Below are 21587 nucleotides of genomic sequence, written 5' to 3'. Positions count from 1 at the left end.
AATAATATAGCTATGACATAATTAACTAGTTGCAGTTGTGTTTCAACTGCTCCACTTAATCCAACACACTCTAAAGGGATTTCCCAATGAACAAAAAAGTACTTATGCTTGCTGGCGTAGCAATGACGGCCCTTCTTGGTGGTTGTGCAAACACTACTGCTCTAGAAGAAAGCGTTGCGAACCTAGGCAACAAGGTTGATCAACTATCAGCTGAAGTTAGCTCTCTTAAGTCTGAGCAAGGCGCTCTTTCTGCAGACGTTAAAGATGCAAAAGCAGCAGCTATGGACGCACAAGCTGAAGCTAAGCGTGCTAACAGCCGTATCGACAACATCGCTTCTTCTTACAAGAAGTAATTTGTCTCAAAGTTAAGCTTATTTTTATAAGTGAACTTACAAGGCTTGGTTAAAGGTGAGTAAAAGTGCCACTGTTAGTGACACACACCATACCAAGCCTTAATTTTTTGGCGTTATCCTGACTCGCATTGCCAGAGCGAATCAAAGTCTTTAGTCATAAAAATCATTACTCGCCCAACTCCTCTAATCTTACGGCACATACAACAAAACTTCCGACAGATTCGAATACAAAGTTAGCATCTAGCATCACTTCCAGATCCTCACCTCGACCATAAATGTCATATGTTATGATAAGCCAAACTTAACTTACCGCTATTGAAGAGTGGGTCAACGGCAATAACATCCACGCTATGCTTGTGGCGGTGTCCCTTCTGCATTAGCAACAACCGCGTCAATTTGCACTAAGGCATCCATAGGGATAGCACTAACCCCGACAGTTGTTCTTGCTGGCAGAGCACCGTCAAAGAAGCGGGTATAAACTTGGTTTACCGCCTCAATATCGGCAATGTTTTTCAGCTGAATATTGATTTTAACGACATCGTCCATCACATGGTCGATACTTTCAACAATGGCTTTGATATTGCGTAAGCATTGTTCGGCCTGCTCTGTTATGCCCCCATCAACCAGTTGATTTGTTTGTGGTTCTAAAGGTAACTGAGCTGCTATATGATTATAATGTGAGAAAGCCACAGTTTGTGAATATAGCGCATTTAGGGGGGCGTTTGGCGTATTACTTGCCCTTATGACAATGCCATGTCTGTCTTCTACCGCTTGTGGCGGAGTGCCATCTCCGTGTGATACCACCGCATCAATTTGCACTAAAGCATCCATAGGCAAAGCTGCAGCAACTAAGATAGAGCGTGCGGGTACATAAGCTGCGGTTCGAGCAATTGCAGAGTCTGGGAAAAAAGTGGTATACACTTCGTTGACAGCTTCAATATCGGCGGCATTTTTAATGAATATCGTTGTTTTGACAATATCGTCAAAAGGTACATCAATACTGGTTAAAATCGCCTTAAGGTTTGTTAAGCACTGCGCAGCCTGCTCCTGTACACCACCTTCGACCATTGCCCCAGTCTTAGGATCGATAGGTAATTGAGCTGAAATATTGTTGTAATGCGAAAACGCCACTGTTTGCGTCGATACCGAACTAATGGGTGCCTGCTGCGTATTGCTGGCGACCTTGACCAGTGCACAAGGTGCTTGTGGAGCAGTACCCTCCCCATTGGAAATAACCGCATCAATTTGAACTAAAGCCCCCTGGATAGGTAAAGCAGCAACAGCAACTGTCGTCCGTGTTGGAAGATAGCTTTGGAAGAATGCGCTATAAACGTCATTTACAGCATCAAGATCGGCGATGTTTTTAAGGAAAATATTAATTTTTACAACGTCGTCCATTACATGATCGATACTCTCGACAATGGCTTTAATATTGTTTAAGCACTGCTTTGTCTGCTCTTTTACACCACCAGTCACTATTTGCCCCGTTTTAGGGTCTACGGGTAATTGAGCCGAAATATTATTGTAATGAGAAAATGCCACCGTTTGTGTATATACAGAGCTTTCGGGTGCGTTGCCGGTATTTCTTGAAACCTTAATAATTTTACCACTCATATAGTTACATCCTATTTTATATCATTTATGTAGAGTTATTTTATTTACGTTTAAATGCATGCTAATTTTTAAACACACAAAGGCTTTAAAGCATAAATTAATGCTTTAACACAATTTCGATTAAGAGGGATTAGATTATCGACTCTAATTATATTAACTAAGATAGCTAATTTAGCTATTGGAATATTAATACCACCAAATAACAGAAACACACAAGAGATTAATAACTACGCCTTGCATTAACTGTGATACGAGTCATTAATGATATAGCGCTATTAATATCCACAATAAATACTATTCATTAAATAAATATAGCAATCTCACTTGATGATATAAACAAACCATTTTTTTAAGCTTTAATTATTCGTGATTCAAATTATTAGTGTTTAATCTATAACTAACGACACCATAGATGCCCATTGTGGTGATTAAGCATTATCCGCTGCTCAGCAGCTTTCACGTTTAATATCACACTCATAGGCAGAAAAGCGTTTCTTATCATCCCATCATGCACAGCCTATTACGCGGACAGCGCAAATTGGCGTCGGGTCCAGCCAAATCAAGATTAATACCAAGATGCTCGCACACTAAGACTCAGAAATCCTCAAGCTCACAGAAACTACATGGTTAGGCTTTATTGGGAGCCATCGCCTTGGTGTAGCCAGTTGGAGAGAACCTCGATGTGATAATAAGCATCACGACAAGCGCGACGATCAACATCAGCCAAGAGGCCTGATAATTCCCTGTCGATTGACGGAGTATTCCTGCAATATAGGGGATAATGGCGGTGATGATAAAACCCATGCCCTGCATAAATGCGGTTAGCGCCCCCGCTAGCCTCGGTGTCGATAGATGTTCGAGTGCCACCGTCAGCGTCAGCGCAAAACCGATGCCAAGGCCGGTGCCAATCATTGCGACCCAAACCACCAACATTGGCTGAGGTACCAGCATTAGTCCACTGAATCCGATTAACTGAATGCCAATGCCAAAAAACAACCATGGGCGTCGATCTCGCTCAACTGACAACACTGGCCCCGTCAGTGCGGCCAACACCTGAAACAGCGTCATGATGCCGATAAGTTCGCCGCTACTCTGCGCGCTCAAGCCTAAACTACGGGCATAACTGGGTAGCCAAGCGATCATACAAGCGTAACCGCCATTAGCCAGCCCGAAGTAGATGGCCAGCAACCAAGCACGCCGATGCGTGAAAAAGTTGATTGAGACGCCATCATCCTTAGCTGCTAATACTTCGCGAGGCCTTGACCACCATAGCAGCATAGCGATGATGGCGGGGATGAACCACAGACCTAACCCTGCGCCCCAATTGCCATAATGGTGCGCCACCATAGGGCTGAATATGGCGGCGAAGCCACCTCCAGCCATCAAAGACGCTGAGTAAATACCCATGGCCAAAGGCACACGCTGTGGATACCACCGTTTAACGACACCGGGCGCTATTGCCTGCACTATGGCTATGCCTGTTCCGGTCAGTAACGCACTACTAATAAGCGCGGCGCCGTCACTCAGCCATAAACGCCATAGACAGCCAAAGGCGATGGCAAGTAGCCCAAGCGTTATCCACACACTTTCACTCAGTCGTCGTCCTAGCCAGGGTTGCAGCAAGGGAAATAGCCCCATGCATAGCATGGGCAATACGGTTAACAGTGAAGCCGTTGATAATCCTATTGCGGTACTGCTACGGATCTCTTCGAGCAAGGGACCGATGGCGGTGAGCGCCGGACGTAGATTGATTGCCAATGCGGCAATGACGAGCATAGGCCAAAAGGAAGCCAAGCTAAATTGACCCGTAAAAGACTTGGACGCCTTGTTATTATCAGTGTTCATAGGTAAATACTGGCCTGTCTGAAGAAAAAAGTCGGCGCAATGCACCGACTATCGTTATAAGGCCAATGGTTAGAAAGGCTTATAAGGCAGGAATTTACCATCAAGGGTGATCACCGCGCGCGATCCACCTTCAGCATCTTCTACTTTCTTCATGTCCATCTTGAAGTTGATGGCGCTGATGATGCCATCACCAAACTGTTCATGTACTAGGGCTTTTAGTGTGGTGCCATAAACCTGCATCATCTCATAAAAGCGATAGATTGTTGGATCGGTTGGCATGTTGTTTTCAACGCTGCCACGCAAAGGGATCGTTTGTAGTAATGCAATCGCGCTATCATCAAGACCAAGGGTTTGACCCACCTTTTGGGCGGCTTCGGCTGGTAATGGCTGCTGACCTAACAGGGCGGCAGTAACAAATACATCACTAAGGCCTGTACCCTCGGCAATTTGCTCGAACGACAAGTTTTTTTCTGCTTTGGCTGCAATAATCACTTCAGTTAACGCCTGACGAGCTGTATTGCTGATTTGAGACTGGATCATAATTAATACCTCTTTTGAGTTAAGTAAGGGTTATACAGCTACTGGTAGCTGTGTTGGATAGGCGCGGACATCGGTATGATCCGCAAGTGAAACAAAGGTGTTAGTGGCACCATTTAACGCATCAATACGGCCTGACTCGATATCGTAAACCCAGCCATGTAATGCCAAACGACCTTCTCCTAGGGCCAGGCGCACTGATGGATGGGTTTTAATATTTTCAAGTTGAGCTATCACGTTTTCTCGCACCATAGCTTCAATACGGTCTCGTTCACTGACATGAGGACGAGCTTCGTTAACGATACGAGCCGAATCGGCATAGCGCAGCCAACTGCCAACTGCTGGCATATGGTCCATGCACTTGCATGTGGCTATCGCGGTCATCGCACCACAATCTGAGTGGCCACAAATGACGACATCGGTGACGCGCAATGCCGTAACTGCGTATTCCACTGAAGCTGATACACCACCAGGCTCAGGACCGTAAGATGGCACTATGTTGCCAGCGTTACGAATAACAAACAGTCCACCGGGTTCATGCTGGGTAACCAGTTCAGGCACTAAGCGGCTGTCCGAGCAGGAGATAAACAGCGTACGTGGATTTTGCTTAGTGGCCAGATTTTTGAACAGCTCGGCGCGCTCGGGGAATGCGTCACTCTGGAACTTTAAAAAACCTTCAATGATCTCTTTCATAGTGGTGTCTCTCTCTAATCGATGCAGTGGATGTTACGCCCACCTTGTAATAAGGTAAAAGACCGATGTATTATCAGCCCCATAAGTAAAACTTATGGGTGAACCATGCTATTACGACATATCAACTATTTTCTCGCCGTTGCTGAGCACCGCAGTTTTACGCGGGCTGCAAACGCTCTATATGTGTCGCAACCGGCACTGTCACAACAAATCAAGCAACTAGAGGAAAACCTTGGAACGATCCTGTTCGATCGCACCGGTCGCACCATACAACTAACCGATGCTGGAGAGGTTTATGCACGCTATGCCCGTCGCGCCCAGCAAGACTTAGAAGAGGGGCGACGAGCGATTCATGATGTGCAAAACCTGAGTCGCGGCGCGCTGCGCATTGCCATTACGCCCACCTTCACCACCTATCTCATCGGGCCGTTAATACAGGCATTTCATGCGCGCTATCCTAATGTCACACTGAGTGTGCAGGAGATGTCGCAAGAGCGGATGGAAGAGCACTTACTTGAGGACAAGTTTGATTTAGGTATCGCCTTTGATGATGTACAGTCTGCCGATCTTGTCTCGCAAACACTATTAGAGGAAACGCTGGCATTAGTCGTGGGACGAGATCACCCGCTGGCTAAGGTGGCCGCGATTGACCTACCTATACTGAGTAAACAATCACTGGTCCTGCTCAGCAGTGAATTTGCTACACGAGAACAGATCGATCGTTATTGCCGTCAACATCAGGTGCAACCGCGGGTGCTCATGGAGGTCAACTCTCTCAGTGCGGTGATTGAGATCGTGCGCCACACGGCGCTGACCACTCTGCTACCGTCCAACATTGCCAGTAATCGCGACGAACTGGTTTCAATCGCCCTTGCGCCCTCTTTGTTACAACGAACTGCGGTGTTAATACAACGCAAAGGCGCCTACCAAAGCGCAGCGGCAGCGGCATTTATTGATTTAACACATCAGATAGTGGCAGAAAAATTAACCTAACATAGGCAGCTAGCTATCCTGTTGAAACCATTCTGACAAAAGTCGGGCATAAAAAAAGCGCCCATTGGGCGCTTGATGCAAACAAGGTGAATATTAATTCCCAGATGAGCTAAACTCAGGCGAACTTATCTCATCACGAGAGATACTCACAGGAATGCCATTTTGAGTCAGTATGGCATCGTTAGCTTTAGCCCTATCGACCTTATCTTGACTGATGAACTTAACCACTTGACTGTTTAAGGTGATCACCTTATTGCTGGGCTCATCTTCCGACTCAGACAACGGCGAATGCACCTCAATAATATGCCTGCCATCTGGCTCAGCCGATATTTTCACCGCTTGATTTATCACTCGTACGTTATCGCCATATTTTGACTGATTAAATAACCACTCAATATCGTCAGGGTTAAGCCTTATACAGCCGGCACTGACGCGCATACCGATACCAAAATCTTTATTGGTACCGTGGATCAGATAACTACCATCGCCATAAGAGAGTTGCATCGCATATTGGCCTAAGGGGTTATCGGGCCCCGCTGGCACCACGCGCGGTAACACTTCGCCACGCTCGCGTAAGTGGTCGGCGCGAATACTGGCCGGCGGTGTCCAACTTGGATTAGGAATACGCGACTTAATTTTAGTCACCATCTCTGGTGTTTCACGCCCAACACGGCCAATACCGACAGGAAATACATGGACTTCACGGCCATTATCAGGAAAATAATAGAGACGCAGCTCAGGCAGATTAATCACAATACCTTGACGCGGCACATCTGGTAACAACATCTGTGTCGGTATGGTCAATGCCGTGCCTGGCGTTGGCAAAAAAGGATCGACGCCAGGGTTGGTTTCCATCAACTCTAAAATACCGACATTATAATGATCGGCAATAGTCTTAAAATATTCCCCCTGCTGAACCACATGCGTCTGTAACTCACCAATCAGGCGTCCACCATTGGTTGGTAAAGAATAGACATTGGCAAGTGTATAGCACGGCAATAACCACAAGATGACCAACAGCATTTTACGCATCATCAATATTACTTCCTAATCTGGGTGTTAATGGCCTAGCTTTAATAAGTTAAAGGGTACCTTGAGCCAAGCCTATTTTCTAGTGCTCAATGTTAGCCAAGGCTAATTAACCTTTTCAATCACTTGTTTACGACTTAGGGTAAGGTAAAAATCAACTTCAAGCAGGCTAAAGTCCCCAGTTAACATCTGCCGCTTGACCTTATCGGCCGCTCGCCAAGCATAAGGCGTCATCTCTAATAGGGTCACCGCATCATCAGGGGTGACATTAAGCGTAAAACTCACCCGCTGCTGATGGATAAGCTCAAGCCCTTTCGCTAAGGTAAGATCGGCAGGTTTTTCGGTTAAGTCTTTATAGAGATACTGCTTAATTTGCCACAGATGACGCGGGCCGGGTGACACCTGTACAAACAAACCGTTAGGCTTAAGCACACGTAACAACTCTTTGCCTTTAAGTGGCTTATCGATAAGCGTGACGAGATCAAAGCATTCATCCACAAAGGGAAGCTGCTTTAACTGACTGACGATGTAGGTTGCCTCAGGGTGACTTTTAACCGCCGCAAATAAGGCGTTTTCCGCCTCACCTATCCCTGTTTGATTGCAGTTTGCTGCCACGCCTTGCAGGGTATCGGTCAGGGCTCGCAAATAAAAGCCATCACCGCAATCAAAATCTAAATGGTTAACCGCAGCATCTTGATCTGTCACATAGTCTGTTAATGCGAGGGTCAGTTGCTGTTTTAACGCATCTAGCAGTGGGGTAAACACGCCAGACTCAAGCAAGAAACGCTTGGCGCGCATCACCTGACGAGAGTCCATGTGCGGCTTTTTAGCTTGGCTAAAAACCCAATACCCTTGCTCATTTTTATCTAAATGATGCTTGTTAGGGCAATGTAGCCCTTGTGAAGCCTCATGAATCGACATCTGAGCTTGGCAAACGGGACATAAATAATGGCTGATCATGGGATCTCTTTAATAATTCATGGTAAATAAAAACGTTAAGCGAAAATCACCACACACAACACTGCACCTAACGCTAGGCGATAAATAACAAAGGGTGTCATACCCATGCGGCTAATAATTTTAAGAAAATAATGAATACAAAGGTATGCCGCCACAAAAGAGAGCACGGTACCTAAGCCCAAGGCTTGATAGTCTAGCGCCTCACCACTTTCAATGAGATCTTTAACCACTAAAATCGCGGCCCCTAAACTCACTGGCACCGACATTAAAAATGAAAAGCGCGCTGCCGCTTCGCGGCTCAGCCCGAGCATCAAGGCCGCGGTGATGGTGGCCCCAGAACGTGACGTCCCCGGGATCAACGCCATCGCTTGGGCGATACCTATCACTAGGGCTTTCTTCCACCCAACCTGAAACTCACTAAACCCTTCTCGCGTCATGCGGTCGGCCCACCAAAGTAGCAGGCCAAATACTATGGTGGTAAAGGCAATGACTTCAATATTGCGCAGATGCGTGGCGATAAACCCTTTGGCAGTAAAACCGACAATAACCGCTGGAATGGTGGCTAAAATGATCCACCATGCGAGTTTACTTTGCTCATCTTGCTGACCGCTGACAATGCTGCCCGTCCAAGCGGTAAACATCGACCATAGCTCACGGCGAAAATAGATAACCACTGCCAATAATGATCCAGTATTCACGGCGACATCGAAGGTTAACCCTTGATCTTGCCAGTCTAAAAGCTGGGCAGGCAGAATTAAATGCGCCGAGCTAGAAATAGGTAAAAACTCCGTAAGGCCCTGTATCAGTGCCAATACAATTACCTGAAACGTATCCATATTTATCCTTTAGCGATGGATTGTTAGTAACACCAATGAAATTCAATCGGCCACAGCTTTTGCTGCGACTTATCAAAGTTATCCCACAAGGTTTGGTAGGTTTGTTGCTCGACGGGATGCCGTAAGGTCGGCGCGATCTCGGCTAATGGCCACAGTACAAAAGCATTGGTGGTGATCTCTGCGCGAGGCAGTTCTACCGGGGTTTGACCCACCCAGTCGTCATACAATAACAGGTCAAGATCTAAGGTGCGTGGGCTGTACTTTTTGGCCCCTAAACTGCGGCCGTTATCTTGCTCTATGCGCTTAAACAACGCAACCACTTGCGCTATGGTTAATGGCGTGTCGGCAGCCACCACCATATTGAGAAAATTACTGCCCTTAAATCCCACCGCTTCGCTTTCAAATACCGACGATAGGCACAGGTTTGAAAAGTGTTCGGTTAACGCCTTAAGGGCCACATTAAAATAATGCTCGGCGTCAATATTACTGCCAATACTAATAAAAATACGCGCCATAGTGTTATAGATGACCTCGTTGTATCTCGACGCCCACAGCGGATGCTAAAGGGACCGCACCGGGCTTCATCACTTTCACTTTCACCCAAGGCACATCAAACTCAGTCATCACGCACTTAGCGCACATTTCGGCAACCGTTTCAATGAGTTCAATAGGCTTTTCGGTAATAAGCTCAACTAAACGATTAGAAACCGTTTCATAGCACAACGCATATTGGTAATCGTCGCTGTCAGCGGCAGGGCCATTATCCCAGGCCATTTCCAGATCGATTAACAGTTGCTGATGGATCTGCTTTTCCCACTCGTAAATTCCAATCACTGTTTCCACTTTCAATTGTGAAATAAGCACCTTGTCCATAATGCCTCCCGCTAGGCAAGTTAAGTGTCGGTAAAAAGAGGTCTAATAAGCTAATGAGTCCAATCTTGATATAATGACAAAATTGTACAGATAACTGTGTTTACCCCTTTCTTACAGCTAAAAACCCAAGTAGGATAAGCTGCTGTAATGGCATCGAAACAGGGTTCATGAGAACGGATGACATCGCCCCGCTGCTCATTACAACCGCTCTATCAACCAGTGCGTAAAATATAAGGTTAATGAGAGGCCTCAATGCTAGGTCGCGATAATACCTTAAGAAGGATAAGGAAACCAATTTGAGCTTAACGCTGTTCACTCTAGCGATGATTTTGATCGCCTACTTGGCCGGTTCAATCTCCAGTGCAGTGCTAGTGTGTCGTCTTCGAGGCTTACCCGACCCCCGTAACGAAGGTTCTGGTAACCCTGGCGCGACCAATGTCTTGCGTATCGGTGGCGCGAGCGCCGCAGCCACGGTGTTGCTCTTCGACATGCTTAAAGGCGCCATCCCTACCTACATCGCTTTTCGCCTCGGTGTCGATGCCGTTCCCTTAGGTATTATCGCTATTAGCGCCTGCCTAGGGCATATCTTTCCTATCTTTTTTAAATTTAAAGGTGGTAAAGGCGTTGCGACCGCCTTTGGCGCTATGGCTCCCATAGGTGCAGACCTATCACTCTCGTTGATGCTGACATGGATAATCTTAGTCATTATCTGCCGTTATTCATCTTTAGCGGCCATCATGACCGCTTTACTCGCACCAGTTTATACGTGGTATTTCGACGATCGCTTCACCATCCCCGTAGCCATGTTGTCCATGTTAATAGTGATCCGCCATCGAGAAAATATCGCTCGCCTGTTAAAGGGAGAAGAGTCGAAAGTGTCGCGTAAAAAGAAAGAAAAAGCCCAGTAAAAAGGGCTACTTTGTACTGGGCTATTCACAGGCTAACGGCACGACTATACTGGCGGTAATGAATCTAACGGCCAGCGTGGCATACCTTTAACGGCTAAATCTTCTATCTGGCCGGCTTTTAAACGCTGCATGCCCGCATAGGCGATCATCGCGCCATTATCGGTACAGAACTCACCACGTGGATAATAAACCTGCCCGCCGAGATCTTGCATCATTTGCGCTAATGACGCTCTTAAACGGCTATTGGCACTCACGCCTCCGGCTATCACTAAGCGGTTATACCCAGTTTGCTTAAGCGCGCGCTTACACTTGATGGCTAAGGTATCAACCACCGCCTCTTCAAATGCGCGGGCAATATTCGCGCGAGTCTGCTCATCATCGGGCTCGGCGGCAATCGTATTGGCGGCAAAGGTTTTAAGGCCAGAAAAACTAAAATCAAGCCCTGGGCGATCTGTCATAGGGCGTGGAAAACGATAACAATTAGGTTGCCCTTGAGCGGCCAATTTTGCCAGTCTTGGGCCTCCGGGGTAATCTAAGCCCATCAGCTTGGCGGTTTTATCAAACGCCTCACCGGCAGCATCATCAACCGACTCGCCAAGCACCTGATAACGACCGATGCCTTCAACCGCGACCATCATCGAATGCCCCCCTGACACCAACAAGGCCAAGAAAGGGAATTCAGGTACATTATCTTCGAGCATAGGCGCGAGTAAATGCCCTTCCATATGGTGTACGCCCACGGCGGGTTTTCCCCAAGCAAAGGCCAAAGCGCGGCCAACACAGGCACCAACAAGCAATGCCCCCACTAAACCAGGACCTTTAGTGTAAGCAATGCCATCGATATCATCTTGGGTGCAGTTAGCATCGGCTAACGCTTGTTTTATCAGTGGCACTATTTTACGGACATGATCGCGCGAGGCCAGCTCAGGGACCACCCCACCATAATCGGCGTGTAACTTAACCTGACTGTAAAGTGTATGAGATAAAAGCCCTTTCTCGTCGTCATAAACGGCAATACCGGTTTCATCACAAGATGTCTCTATACCTATAACTCGCATCGTTTCCTGTCTACCTAAATGAAGTGGCGACCAATTTTACCTGCTCTGTGGCAATTATACCAATCGATAAATGACCTCCCTCTTCCCCCCTTGCCGCGACGGCGTTATAATGGTTGATTATCACGCTATATCAGGGCTGAGGACTCACCAAGTCCAACGCAAAATGCTAAACTTTATCTAAACACCGAGTAAAGATCGCAAATAGGATCGCTACAAAGGGGTTTACAAACTATTGGTAGTCGGTATAGAATTCCGCACCATTTTTAAATTAACTTGAGTTAATTAATTAACTCAATACAACCTACACCTAAGGGGTGATGGCGTATGCCAATTATTAAAGTACGTGAAAATGAACCATTTGACGTAGCTTTACGTCGTTTCAAGCGCTCTTGTGAAAAAGCTGGTATCTTAGCCGACGTTCGTGCTCGTGAATTTTACGAGAAGCCAACTACTGCACGTAAGCGTGCTAAAGCCGCTGCAGTTAAGCGTCTTGCTAAGAAGCTTTCTCGTGAAAATGCGCGTCGCGTACGTTTATACTAATCTCTTATGAGCCTAATTGATCAGCTAAAAGACCAAATGAAAGATGCCATGCGCGCCAAAGATAAGGTGCGCTTGGGAACTATTCGTATGGCACTGGCTGCCATCAAACAGATTGAAGTGGATACCCGCGAATCTCTGAATGATGATCAAGCCATAGCTGTCTTAACCAAAATGGTTAAACAGCGTCGTGATTCTATTGCGCAATACAGTGCAGCGGGTCGTGACGAACTAGCCGATGCTGAAGCAAGTGAGATTCAAGTACTTGAAACTTTCCTGCCGAAACCTCTTTCACAAGAAGAGGTAGCTCAGCTAGTAGATGCAACGGTCCAAGAGGTCGGTGCATCATCCATGGCGGATATGGGCAAAGTAATGGGAGCGTTGAAACCTAAGGTACAAGGACGAGCTGACATGGCGGCGATTGGCGCCATGATTAAGGCTAAGCTTCAGTAACTTAGTGTTCAATGTATGAATGAGCCGTGCTAAAGCACGGCTTGTTTGTTTGTACTATTTCAATTTTTTCGCGAAAAGGCGGCATTTATATACCAATGGCGATACCTCGTGATTTTATCAATGAGCTTGTAGCTCGCACCGATATAGTCGATCTTATCGATGCTAAAGTCCCCCTGAAAAAGGCGGGGAAAAATCATTCTGCCTGTTGCCCGTTTCATAGCGAAAAATCACCGTCCTTTACTGTCAGCAGAGACAAGCAGTTTTACCACTGTTTTGGCTGCGGCGCTCATGGCAATGCTATCGACTTTGTCATGGAATATGACAGATTAGACTTTGTCGATGCGATAGAAGAACTTGCAGGCCAATTAGGCTTAGAAGTCCCCAGAGAGCAAGGCACCGGAAAACGCCGTGATGAAGGGCTAAGTCGCGACCTCTACCAATTAATGGATGAGGCCAGCCTATTTTTTCAAAGCCAGCTGAGACAGCATCCAGATAAACAAAAAGTGCTCGATTATTTAAGTCATCGTGGATTGTCCGATGAAGTAATTAAACACTTCAATATTGGCTTTGCACCCGATGGCTGGGATGGATTACTCAGTCGTTATCGGCACAACCAAGATTCACAAGATAAACTGCTCACCGCCGGAATGGTGATCGAAAACGATAATGGCAAACGTTACGACAGGTTCCGTGACAGGCTGATGTTTCCGATCCGCGATAGACGTGGCAGAGTGATCGGCTTTGGTGGGCGCGTCCTCGGTGACGGCACGCCAAAGTACTTGAATTCGCCTGAAACGCCCATATTTCATAAAGGGTATGAGCTATACGGCTTATATGAGCTAAAGCAGCGTCACAGAGACCCGCAACAGATATTAATCGTTGAAGGTTACATGGACGTGGTGGCATTGGCTCAATTTGATGTCGATTACGCCGTCGCCTCGCTCGGTACATCAACAACGGCAGAACAATTTCAGTTACTGTTACGAAGTGCTAAAGAAGTCGTTTGTTGTTATGACGGCGACAAAGCGGGTATCGAAGCCGCCTGGCGCGCTTTAGAGACGGCGCTGCCGCTGTTAAAACCTGGCGATCAGGTCAAATTTATGTTTTTGCCTCAAGGCGAAGATCCTGACTCTATGGTCAGACAAATTGGCAAGCCAGCATTTGAACAGTTAATAACAGAGGCTAAGCTGTTACCCGAATTTTTATTCGATACCTTAGCCAGCCGCTATGGCACAGATAAAGGCACCTTGGCTAAACAAGCCATGGTGCTGATAGAAAAAGTACAAGATACTGTTCTGCAAAGTTTATTACTAGAAAATCTAGCCTATAAACTGGGCATGAACAGTGCGGAAGAGTTGCAACGTAAACTCGGTTTTAAAGCAAGCAAACAGAGTCAAACGCTGCACAATAAAGCGCTCAAGGGACGTGGGACACCGTTGCGACTAGCCATCGCACTGTTAGTGCAAGATCCCAGCTTAGGTAACGGATTACCAGAGCAACCAGCGCTAAAACATATCAAGATGGCCGGCATCGATTTGCTGACCCTCTTATTAGACCGAACTCGAGCCAACAAGATAAACAGCGCACAACTACTTGAACAGTTCAGAGGTGATGACCAATTAGGCACCCTGAAAAAATTGACCCAATGGGAACATCAAGTGGCGGATGAAAATTTGCAGCAAGAGTTCAAAAAAGCCCTGATATGGTTAAACAATCAATACATTGAGCAACGATATCAGGAATTGAGCTTAAAACAGCACCATACTAAAGAAGAGCGGATGCAATTGAAAAAGCTCATTGCTGTGATACAGGGTCAAACTTAAGAGCAAAATTTGTCTTAAAGTAATGACTTGGGCTAGCACAGCGCTACACACAAGGCTATAATTGACGATTTGCGCGGCACTCGTTTGTCCGTCGTTGTAACAGTTACCCAACTTGGATGATATCTATGGAGCATACTCCGCAGTCGCAACTTAAATTGTTGCTTGCCAAAGGTAAAGAGCAAGGTTATTTAACCTATGCAGAAGTGAACGATCACTTACCTGCAGATATGGTCGATTCTGACCAGATCGAAGATATTATCCAGATGATTAATGACATGGGTATTCGCGTCTACGAGCAGGCGCCGGATGCCGATGAGATCATGATGTCTGAAGACAGCACCGATGAGGATGCTGCCGAAGAAGCTGCCGCAGCACTGGCTACGGTAGAGGCTGAACTCGGACGTACGACAGACCCTGTGCGCATGTACATGCGTGAAATGGGCACGGTAGAACTTCTGACCCGCGAAGGCGAGATTGTTATCGCTAAGCGTATTGAAGAAGGCATCAATACCGTTCAGGCCTCTGTAGCTGAGTATCCTAAAGCGATCGCCATGATCCTTGAGCAATACGACCGCTATGAAGCTGAAGAAGTCAGACTATCAGACATAATCTCTGGATTTGTGGACCCCAATGCTGAAGATGTTGCCCCAACAGCAACACACATTGGCTCGGAACTCTCAGACGACGAACTCGATGACGAAGATGACGACGATGATGAGGATAGTGAAGATGAAGAGGATGATACCCCGAAAGGGCCAGATCCTGAAGAAGCGCGCGAGCGTTTCACTCAACTTCGCGAAGCCCATGAACGCGCATTAAAAATCATTGCCGAAAAAGGCCGTGAGCATCCGGAATCGACCAAGGCGTTATTTGAAATTGGCGAAATCTTTAAAGAGTTCCGCCTAGTTCCAAAACAGTTCGATCGCCTTGTTAAAAGCATGCGTGAAATGATGGACAAAGTGCGTGTGCAAGAACGCCTCATCATGAAACTGTGTGTTGAACAAGCCAAGATGCCAAAGAAAAACTTCGTTAAAGTGTATACTTCTAACGAAAGTAGCATCGACTGGTTTAACGACGAAATCGCCGCTAAAAAGCCTTATTCAGAAGGTTTAGCTATGGTTGCCGACGACGTACGTCGTTGCCGCGCTAAGCTCGATGCGATTGAAAACGAAACCGGTCTGGCGATTGCCGCGATTAAAGATATCAACCGTCGAATGTCAATCGGTGAAGCTAAGGCTCGCCGGGCGAAAAAAGAGATGGTCGAAGCCAACTTACGTCTGGTTATCTCTATCGCGAAAAAGTACACCAACCGTGGTTTACAATTCTTGGATCTAATTCAAGAAGGTAACATTGGTTTGATGAAAGCCGTTGATAAGTTTGAATATCGTCGCGGCTATAAGTTCTCAACTTATGCAACATGGTGGATCCGTCAGGCGATCACTCGCTCTATTGCTGACCAAGCAAGAACGATCCGTATCCCAGTGCATATGATTGAAACTATTAACAAGCTCAACCGTATCTCTCGTCAAATGCTACAAGAGATGGGGCGCGAACCTTCACCAGAAGAGTTGGCCGAGCGCATGTTAATGCCTGAAGATAAGATCCGTAAGGTACTAAAGATTGCTAAAGAGCCAATCTCAATGGAAACTCCTATTGGTGATGATGAAGATTCGCACTTAGGTGATTTTATCGAGGATACTACCCTCGAGCTGCCATTGGATTCGGCGACAGGCGAAAGCTTGAGAAACGCCACTCACGAAGTGTTAGCCGGCCTTACCGCCCGCGAAGCCAAAGTACTGCGGATGCGTTTCGGTATCGACATGAATACCGACCACACGCTTGAAGAAGTGGGCAAACAATTTGACGTAACACGTGAACGTATTCGTCAGATTGAAGCAAAAGCGTTGCGTAAGCTACGTCACCCTTCTCGCTCAGAGATCTTAAAGTCGTTCCTCGACGAGTAGTCATACGCGTTTTAACGACCAAAAAAAGCCCAGCATCTTGCTGGGCTTTTTGTTTTCAATGGAGATTTGCGCCAGATTGATTAACAGATAACCAATTGAATTCAAACTTGGGATTTGAGCCATATTCTGGGGTGACAAGCGCAATTAAACCTCGTATACTTCTCTGCGCTTTCGATGGTGACGACCATCTTAAGTCGGCCCCTTAGCTCAGTTGGTTAGAGCATACGACTCATAATCGTCAGGTCCACAGTTCAAGTCTGTGAGGGGCCACCAATTCAGATAAGGCGTAGCAGGTTAGTACTTGCTACGCCTTTTTCGTATCTGCTCGAACTGCCTGTAGTTGTGCCTGTATTAGTAGCAATAAGTGTTGCTTTCGAAAGGCTTAGTCTTGCTCGCAAGTAGCAATTTAAAGCTGGTACAACACTGAATTTTTAGTTAGCTTACAATTACGCTTCACAAGAGTGTTAATTTTAAGACTTTACCTTCTTACATCGGTGCTTTGCCTAGATTAATAATTCCTGTCAAACTGCCACCTCACATGTGTGCGTTAAGAGGATAGATATGAAGATTTTCAATATTATTTTCCGCTTATTAACAAGCTCAAAGCCTTCAAAGCAGCACATCACACTCAGCCTAAATAAATCCGCTGATTTGAATAATGGAATGATTTTCCATCCTACGCTACAACTAGGCACACCATTATGGATTTTAAAAAAGTCTGGTGAAGTTTATACAGGGAAAGGGAATCCTCCAGATTACGGAGGACAAAAGCATGGGATTTGGCTCTCAAAGCTTGGCAGTGAGTTCGATTTTCTGGATGAAGGGTCAACTGCGGCTTCAGATGCTGGACCTGTTGATGAAAAGCAATATTTAAAATATGCCATTGGATTGCTATCAATTTTTGACTCTACTGCCAATATTCATGACAAGATGGATCTTGCCAGCCGTTACTCAAGCAAAAATAAACAACTAAGATTAATTGAAAAAAAAATCTGTGAATACTACAACGAAGAGAACATCTGCAATGTTATGTCACGATTTATTCCAATAGAGGACAGCTTAACCTACTTCAGAGACAAGGCTGGATTTCTACATTTGATTAAAGGTGTTAACAAAAAGGTTTTATCTGCGCTCGAGTCAGAAGGGATTACTACCATTAATCAACTACTGCCATTAACAGAATCAGATTTATTAAAAATCAAAGGGATTGGAAAAATCACAGCCACCAACATTTTTATTGAAATTCATGATGTTATAAAAATTACCATTAATAACAATTATTTCTGTCGAATTAGTCAGTAGCTATCGTTACAATTGTTTGTTTTTTGCTTACTAGGTAAAATGGATGACAACCGCTCGCTTATCTCACTTGACTCAGCTTAGTCGTGCAAGAAGGTGCATTGTTAGATTTAACTTCGAACGATGCCCTAAATACGAATCTGGGGGGTTATACCGCTCCCATCACCCCACAAGACATATCCAGTGATGCTCTTTTTAGCTTACAGGCTAGACTGCGTCAGAGAAAAAATTATCCATTGAACTGATAAGACTGCTTTCAATTTACTTATACATTGAGTCCATAGGTATATGTCAGAAATACAAACCCAGCGCCACCTTGCCATACTCAAGTACCTTCCTGAGGCACCTGCGTCGATAACCACATTAGCACTCAAGGAAAAGTTAGAACGGGATGGACTGCATGCGCCCCTGCGCACGGTGCAAAGGGACCTCGACAAACTAAGCAACCATTACAACATTAGCCGGAATGGAGCACTTCGCCCCCATGGCTGGTACCGCAACAAGGGTTTTCATTCGTCAGCCATAGAGATGACGCCAAGTACCGCCTTAGCTTTGAACCTCACTAAGAAATTCCTACTTGGCCTATTACCACGCCAGCTAAAAGATAACCTTGATGGCTTCTTCGACCAAGCAGAACTAAAACTGGCTAACAATCCCAAATTAGCTAGCTGGTCCAAGTGCGTTGCATCGCTCCCTTCAGGGTTTCAGCCACTAGCACCACATATCGATTCGTCGATCATGCCGCCGCTGGAACAGGCGTTAATGGAGGGGCAGCGTTTAACGATCCACTATCGTCCACGGGCGGTAAATCAAGCTAAGCAGTATGATATCAACCCACTTGCCTTGGTCACCCGAGGAACCACTATTTACCTGATAGCCACCCTAGTAGACAACGATGATTTTCGGCACTTTGCCCTGCATCGGGTCCAAAGCGCCGAGCGGATACTGCAAACTCGAAAAACGCCCGTAGACTTTGAGTTAAGCACCTACCTGACACAGGGTAATCTCGCCTTCCCGATAGAAGAACTGATCACCCTTAAACTTAAGGTCGATTTTAATTTGGGATATCACCTCTTGGAAACACCTTTGAGTCTGAAGCAAAAAATTGATCACTTAGACGATGGCAAGCATTTCATTATCGAGGCAGAGCTGCCTAATACCGAAGAGTTAAAGTGGTGGCTAATGTCTATGAGTGATATCAGTGAAGTGCTGTCACCTCCGTCACTACGGGAAGCTCTACGCCAAAGTTTGACCGCTGCGCAGGCAAAGTACCAAAATTGAATTACCGCCCAGCTAAGCGACTTTTTTTGACGTCCCAGCCAGTTATCATGCACTGAGTAGAAATTCAGAACTAAAGCGAAAAATAAAAAGAAGGAAGCGGGATGTTATTACTGGTAACAGAGCAAGCGATTGAATTACACAACAATGAGAATGTCATAGTACGCACACCAGCAGAGCTGTGTTATATCCAGCCCCAAGGTCCTGTGCTGGTTATCATAGATATCAAGCAGCCTAACACTGCGGTACTTGAATGGGCCAGCAAGCGAACCCGCGCCACCCTCTGGTGGCTGGTGGGTGCTAACCTGCTAGTGGACATTCCGTTTGACGCTATACCGCCGCAACATTGCTGCGTTCATCAGGCACACATAGGCGCGGCGGAATTTATCCAACTATTGGCCCCCCACTATTTCGGCCGCTTCCAGGGTGATAACCCAGATTGTATTTTCACCATCGACCCGGGGGGTCTGGAGAAGCAGTTAGTTTCTTTCCGTGAATTGGCCTTAATCCCCGTAAATGGTGTAAATCAGACTCAGGCTATTTGGTCATATTTATATTGGTTTACAGGTTCAACATTAGATATGCCAATCGAAGAATATGAACAACACGCAGTCAAACTAAAACATGACTTAGGGGTTGAACAGATGTGCTGCCAGATGAGTAATCTATCATTCTCAAGTTTTGTGCTGTTACTGAGATAATAATGGCCATTTACCAGTCGTATTTTAATGCTCATGATGTTCAATAAAGATACGGCCACAGGTTTATCCAGCGCTTGGAATAAGGACCAGCTGCTCGGTTCTAATCCTTATTTGTTATGTTAATTTTCTATCTAAATAAAAAGTAATCATCCCAGTCGATAATTGTGCATCCTTTATGAGCGTCATAACCTTTAGGGAACTTAATATCGACGTAATGCTTGCGTTCAACATCAGTAAAGTGAATGTTGAACCTACCTATATCTTCTTGCTCTTCTATATGGGAAACAACAGCCGTAACCGTTTTTCTATCGACCTGATCCAGAATAATTAACTTTAAACCGTGGATAGCAATTCCGCGCTGTTCATGGCTCAATGCAAACCCTTCAGCCTCATAAGCATTTATAGTTTGTTCAAAATCGCGTTTACCGTTACCTTTAGGAACTCGTATTGCTAATGTAACACTCATTTATAAGCCTCATTTATATCAAAATCGTGACAATATATGAAATAGGTAAGGTAGTTCAAATTTATGGGTTCACACCACAAATGAGAAATACTATTAAAACTAGCTAGAACATAGATATACTTACACTTTACTAGGTAATAGCCTTCAAATTTTTTGGGGTATATCTACGTTGGGTAAGTGTGATTATCTGTAACGCGCAACACTACCAGTATAATCAAACCTATCAACGTTTGGTTTAGTTAGCTTAGACAATTGACAGATGAGAAAGAGACTAGAAAGTTCAGCCTATTCATTACAGACAAGCGACAAACATTTCAGGCTCTTCTAAAAGCCAATTGCAGCTATTTAAAGTCTAGATTGCTGCTTTTACTAATAATATCAAGCCAGCTTAGTGTTAAGAGTCGACGAAAAACCATGCTCTTCACGGGCGAGGCGGGTGGCTTGACCAGCACTATAGGCAAAAATCCGTACCATGGCGCGACTGCCATTGCAGGTGCCAGTTACAATATACTCTTTCATAAAGCTATCTCCATCTTTCAAATAATGAGCAATCTAAACCTACAAAAAATTTCAACTTTTGGTCAGCGACTAACTCACAGCCATAAGCATAAAATCATTGACCTTCTGCTCAAAAATCATCCGCGGATTTGATGGCGAAGGGTCTTGTCTTTTGTTACAACCAAAAATAAATTGCTCTAAATCACTTACACCGACTCCACAACCTTTGGCCCAGCAGTTCATCTTAGCGACATAGTCGCTATATGCCTCTCCTTGGTAAGCAGAACGAAACCTAACAGCTACACCTTTGACTGATGATATATACCGATGAAATTGGCTATAGTCTTCGCTATCGATCAAGAGAGCCGCATATGCCAACTTTGTCCACTTATCGAAAATTGGGGGAATAACCTCCTGCTTATTGGCCTTGCCTAGGAAGAAAAACAGTTTGGTAAAAAATGAGTCTCCTAATCCTCTGAGTTTGCCCGTACCATTCATATAATGATAAGCCTCTGAAAATTTATTTTGTTCGACATACTGGTTCACGGTAGCTATGTGCTGCTGCAATGTATCAGGTTCGACAGACAGCAACAGAGACAAATTATTTCCGGTAGGCCCTCCGGTCGAAATCCCCCCCCAGATCATTGCAGCAAAAAAACCATGAACATGCTCTCCACGTTTAAAAAACTCCGTTACGATTCCACGATTAATTTCACCATTTGGGCATTCATTCAAAATGTCCTCAATCACTTGATGTTTGGTAAATGTGTAATAGGGGCGCTGTACTTTAAATTGGGTATCATCATTTACGCGAATTGTTGAAATATTGTCTAACAGAAACTTAGGAGTCATCATGACAGTCTTCTACT

General features: G+C 45.4%; 23 protein-coding genes and 1 tRNA gene. 11 read left to right on the top strand and 13 right to left on the bottom strand.

Annotated elements, in window-relative coordinates; translation table 11 throughout:
- The first annotated feature begins 86 nt into the window (after positions 1-86).
- Positions 87-353 carry an Lpp/OprI family alanine-zipper lipoprotein gene (locus AC5YBZ_RS04045; RefSeq protein WP_110456066.1) on the top strand — a complete coding sequence of 89 codons (267 nt, stop codon included), beginning with the start codon at positions 87-89 and terminating at the stop codon, positions 351-353.
- 348 nt (positions 354-701) lie between these two features.
- Here the strand turns inward: AC5YBZ_RS04045 and AC5YBZ_RS04040 are convergent, their stop codons facing one another.
- The 4 genes from AC5YBZ_RS04040 to AC5YBZ_RS04025 all read right to left on the bottom strand — a co-directional run bounded on the left by AC5YBZ_RS04040 (position 702) and on the right by AC5YBZ_RS04025 (position 5042).
- The gene (locus AC5YBZ_RS04040; protein WP_494543439.1) at positions 702-1967 is read right to left on the bottom strand and encodes a RidA family protein; all 1266 of its coding nucleotides are present in this window, start codon (positions 1965-1967) and stop codon (positions 702-704) included.
- A 627-nt stretch (positions 1968-2594) separates the two neighbouring features.
- Complete coding sequence (locus AC5YBZ_RS04035; protein WP_494519910.1) at positions 2595-3812, bottom strand: CynX/NimT family MFS transporter; 1218 nt, start codon at positions 3810-3812, stop codon at positions 2595-2597.
- Between the two features lie 69 nt (positions 3813-3881).
- Complete coding sequence (gene cynS, locus AC5YBZ_RS04030) at positions 3882-4352, bottom strand: cyanase (RefSeq protein WP_494519911.1); 471 nt, start codon at positions 4350-4352, stop codon at positions 3882-3884.
- A 30-nt stretch (positions 4353-4382) separates the two neighbouring features.
- Positions 4383-5042, bottom strand: a complete 660-nt coding sequence (locus tag AC5YBZ_RS04025; protein WP_494519912.1) for a carbonic anhydrase — start codon at positions 5040-5042, stop codon at positions 4383-4385.
- A 105-nt stretch (positions 5043-5147) separates the two neighbouring features.
- Between AC5YBZ_RS04025 and cynR the strand changes: the two genes are divergently transcribed.
- A complete protein-coding gene (cynR, locus tag AC5YBZ_RS04020) occupies positions 5148-6035 on the top strand; it encodes a transcriptional regulator CynR (RefSeq protein WP_494519913.1) in 888 nt (295 codons plus the stop codon).
- A gap of 93 nt (positions 6036-6128) precedes the next feature.
- Here the strand turns inward: cynR and AC5YBZ_RS04015 are convergent, their stop codons facing one another.
- The 5 genes from AC5YBZ_RS04015 to folB all read right to left on the bottom strand — a co-directional run bounded on the left by AC5YBZ_RS04015 (position 6129) and on the right by folB (position 9733).
- The gene (locus tag AC5YBZ_RS04015; protein ID WP_494519914.1) at positions 6129-7070 is read right to left on the bottom strand and encodes a L,D-transpeptidase family protein; all 942 of its coding nucleotides are present in this window, start codon (positions 7068-7070) and stop codon (positions 6129-6131) included.
- 99 nt (positions 7071-7169) lie between these two features.
- Positions 7170-8024 (bottom strand): methyltransferase domain-containing protein, encoded by an 855-nt coding sequence (locus AC5YBZ_RS04010; protein WP_494543438.1) that lies wholly within the window; start codon positions 8022-8024, stop codon positions 7170-7172.
- 35 nt (positions 8025-8059) lie between these two features.
- A complete protein-coding gene (locus tag AC5YBZ_RS04005; RefSeq protein WP_494519916.1) occupies positions 8060-8860 on the bottom strand; it encodes an undecaprenyl-diphosphate phosphatase in 801 nt (266 codons plus the stop codon).
- 23 nt (positions 8861-8883) lie between these two features.
- Positions 8884-9375 carry a 2-amino-4-hydroxy-6-hydroxymethyldihydropteridine diphosphokinase gene (gene folK / locus AC5YBZ_RS04000; protein ID WP_494543437.1) on the bottom strand — a complete coding sequence of 164 codons (492 nt, stop codon included), beginning with the start codon at positions 9373-9375 and terminating at the stop codon, positions 8884-8886.
- 4 nt (positions 9376-9379) lie between these two features.
- The gene (gene folB, locus AC5YBZ_RS03995) at positions 9380-9733 is read right to left on the bottom strand and encodes a dihydroneopterin aldolase (RefSeq protein WP_494519918.1); all 354 of its coding nucleotides are present in this window, start codon (positions 9731-9733) and stop codon (positions 9380-9382) included.
- A gap of 296 nt (positions 9734-10029) precedes the next feature.
- Between folB and plsY the strand changes: the two genes are divergently transcribed.
- The gene (plsY, locus tag AC5YBZ_RS03990) at positions 10030-10641 is read left to right on the top strand and encodes a glycerol-3-phosphate 1-O-acyltransferase PlsY (protein ID WP_475516011.1); all 612 of its coding nucleotides are present in this window, start codon (positions 10030-10032) and stop codon (positions 10639-10641) included.
- A 44-nt stretch (positions 10642-10685) separates the two neighbouring features.
- Here plsY and tsaD read toward each other — a convergent pair whose 3' ends face one another.
- Positions 10686-11699, bottom strand: a complete 1014-nt coding sequence (gene tsaD, locus AC5YBZ_RS03985) for a tRNA (adenosine(37)-N6)-threonylcarbamoyltransferase complex transferase subunit TsaD (RefSeq protein ID WP_475516010.1) — start codon at positions 11697-11699, stop codon at positions 10686-10688.
- A gap of 324 nt (positions 11700-12023) precedes the next feature.
- Between tsaD and rpsU the strand changes: the two genes are divergently transcribed.
- The 8 genes from rpsU (at position 12024) to AC5YBZ_RS03945 (ending at position 19754) form a co-directional block, all read left to right on the top strand.
- On the top strand, positions 12024-12239 hold the full coding sequence (rpsU, locus tag AC5YBZ_RS03980) for a 30S ribosomal protein S21 (RefSeq protein ID WP_006080725.1): 216 nt from the start codon (positions 12024-12026) through the stop codon (positions 12237-12239).
- 6 nt (positions 12240-12245) lie between these two features.
- Complete coding sequence (locus AC5YBZ_RS03975) at positions 12246-12689, top strand: GatB/YqeY domain-containing protein (RefSeq protein WP_494524388.1); 444 nt, start codon at positions 12246-12248, stop codon at positions 12687-12689.
- Positions 12690-12784: 95 nt separating this feature from the next.
- Complete coding sequence (gene dnaG / locus AC5YBZ_RS03970; protein ID WP_494519920.1) at positions 12785-14512, top strand: DNA primase; 1728 nt, start codon at positions 12785-12787, stop codon at positions 14510-14512.
- A gap of 125 nt (positions 14513-14637) precedes the next feature.
- The gene (rpoD, locus tag AC5YBZ_RS03965; RefSeq protein WP_494519921.1) at positions 14638-16476 is read left to right on the top strand and encodes an RNA polymerase sigma factor RpoD; all 1839 of its coding nucleotides are present in this window, start codon (positions 14638-14640) and stop codon (positions 16474-16476) included.
- Between the two features lie 196 nt (positions 16477-16672).
- A tRNA-Ile gene (locus AC5YBZ_RS03960) sits at positions 16673-16749 on the top strand.
- Between the two features lie 288 nt (positions 16750-17037).
- Complete coding sequence (locus AC5YBZ_RS03955) at positions 17038-17778, top strand: helix-hairpin-helix domain-containing protein (RefSeq protein ID WP_494543436.1); 741 nt, start codon at positions 17038-17040, stop codon at positions 17776-17778.
- A gap of 285 nt (positions 17779-18063) precedes the next feature.
- The gene (locus AC5YBZ_RS03950) at positions 18064-19056 is read left to right on the top strand and encodes a helix-turn-helix transcriptional regulator (RefSeq protein ID WP_494543435.1); all 993 of its coding nucleotides are present in this window, start codon (positions 18064-18066) and stop codon (positions 19054-19056) included.
- A gap of 101 nt (positions 19057-19157) precedes the next feature.
- Positions 19158-19754: a hypothetical protein gene (locus tag AC5YBZ_RS03945; protein WP_494543434.1), complete on the top strand. Its 597-nt coding sequence runs from the start codon at positions 19158-19160 to the stop codon at positions 19752-19754.
- 127 nt (positions 19755-19881) lie between these two features.
- On the opposite strand, the gene AC5YBZ_RS03940 is transcribed toward AC5YBZ_RS03945, so the two are convergent.
- The 3 genes from AC5YBZ_RS03940 to AC5YBZ_RS03930 form a co-directional block, all read right to left on the bottom strand.
- Positions 19882-20220 (bottom strand): hypothetical protein, encoded by a 339-nt coding sequence (locus AC5YBZ_RS03940; RefSeq protein WP_494543433.1) that lies wholly within the window; start codon positions 20218-20220, stop codon positions 19882-19884.
- Positions 20221-20598: 378 nt separating this feature from the next.
- On the bottom strand, positions 20599-20739 hold the full coding sequence (locus tag AC5YBZ_RS03935; protein WP_494543432.1) for a hypothetical protein: 141 nt from the start codon (positions 20737-20739) through the stop codon (positions 20599-20601).
- A 69-nt stretch (positions 20740-20808) separates the two neighbouring features.
- Positions 20809-21573: an 8-oxoguanine DNA glycosylase OGG fold protein gene (locus tag AC5YBZ_RS03930; RefSeq protein WP_494543431.1), complete on the bottom strand. Its 765-nt coding sequence runs from the start codon at positions 21571-21573 to the stop codon at positions 20809-20811.
- Between the last annotated feature and the right edge of the window lie 14 nt (positions 21574-21587).

This window comes from Shewanella sp. 553 (assembly GCF_059338375.1).
The sequence above is the reverse complement of the archived record's forward strand: the minus strand, read 5'-3'. Positions and strand labels throughout refer to the sequence as shown.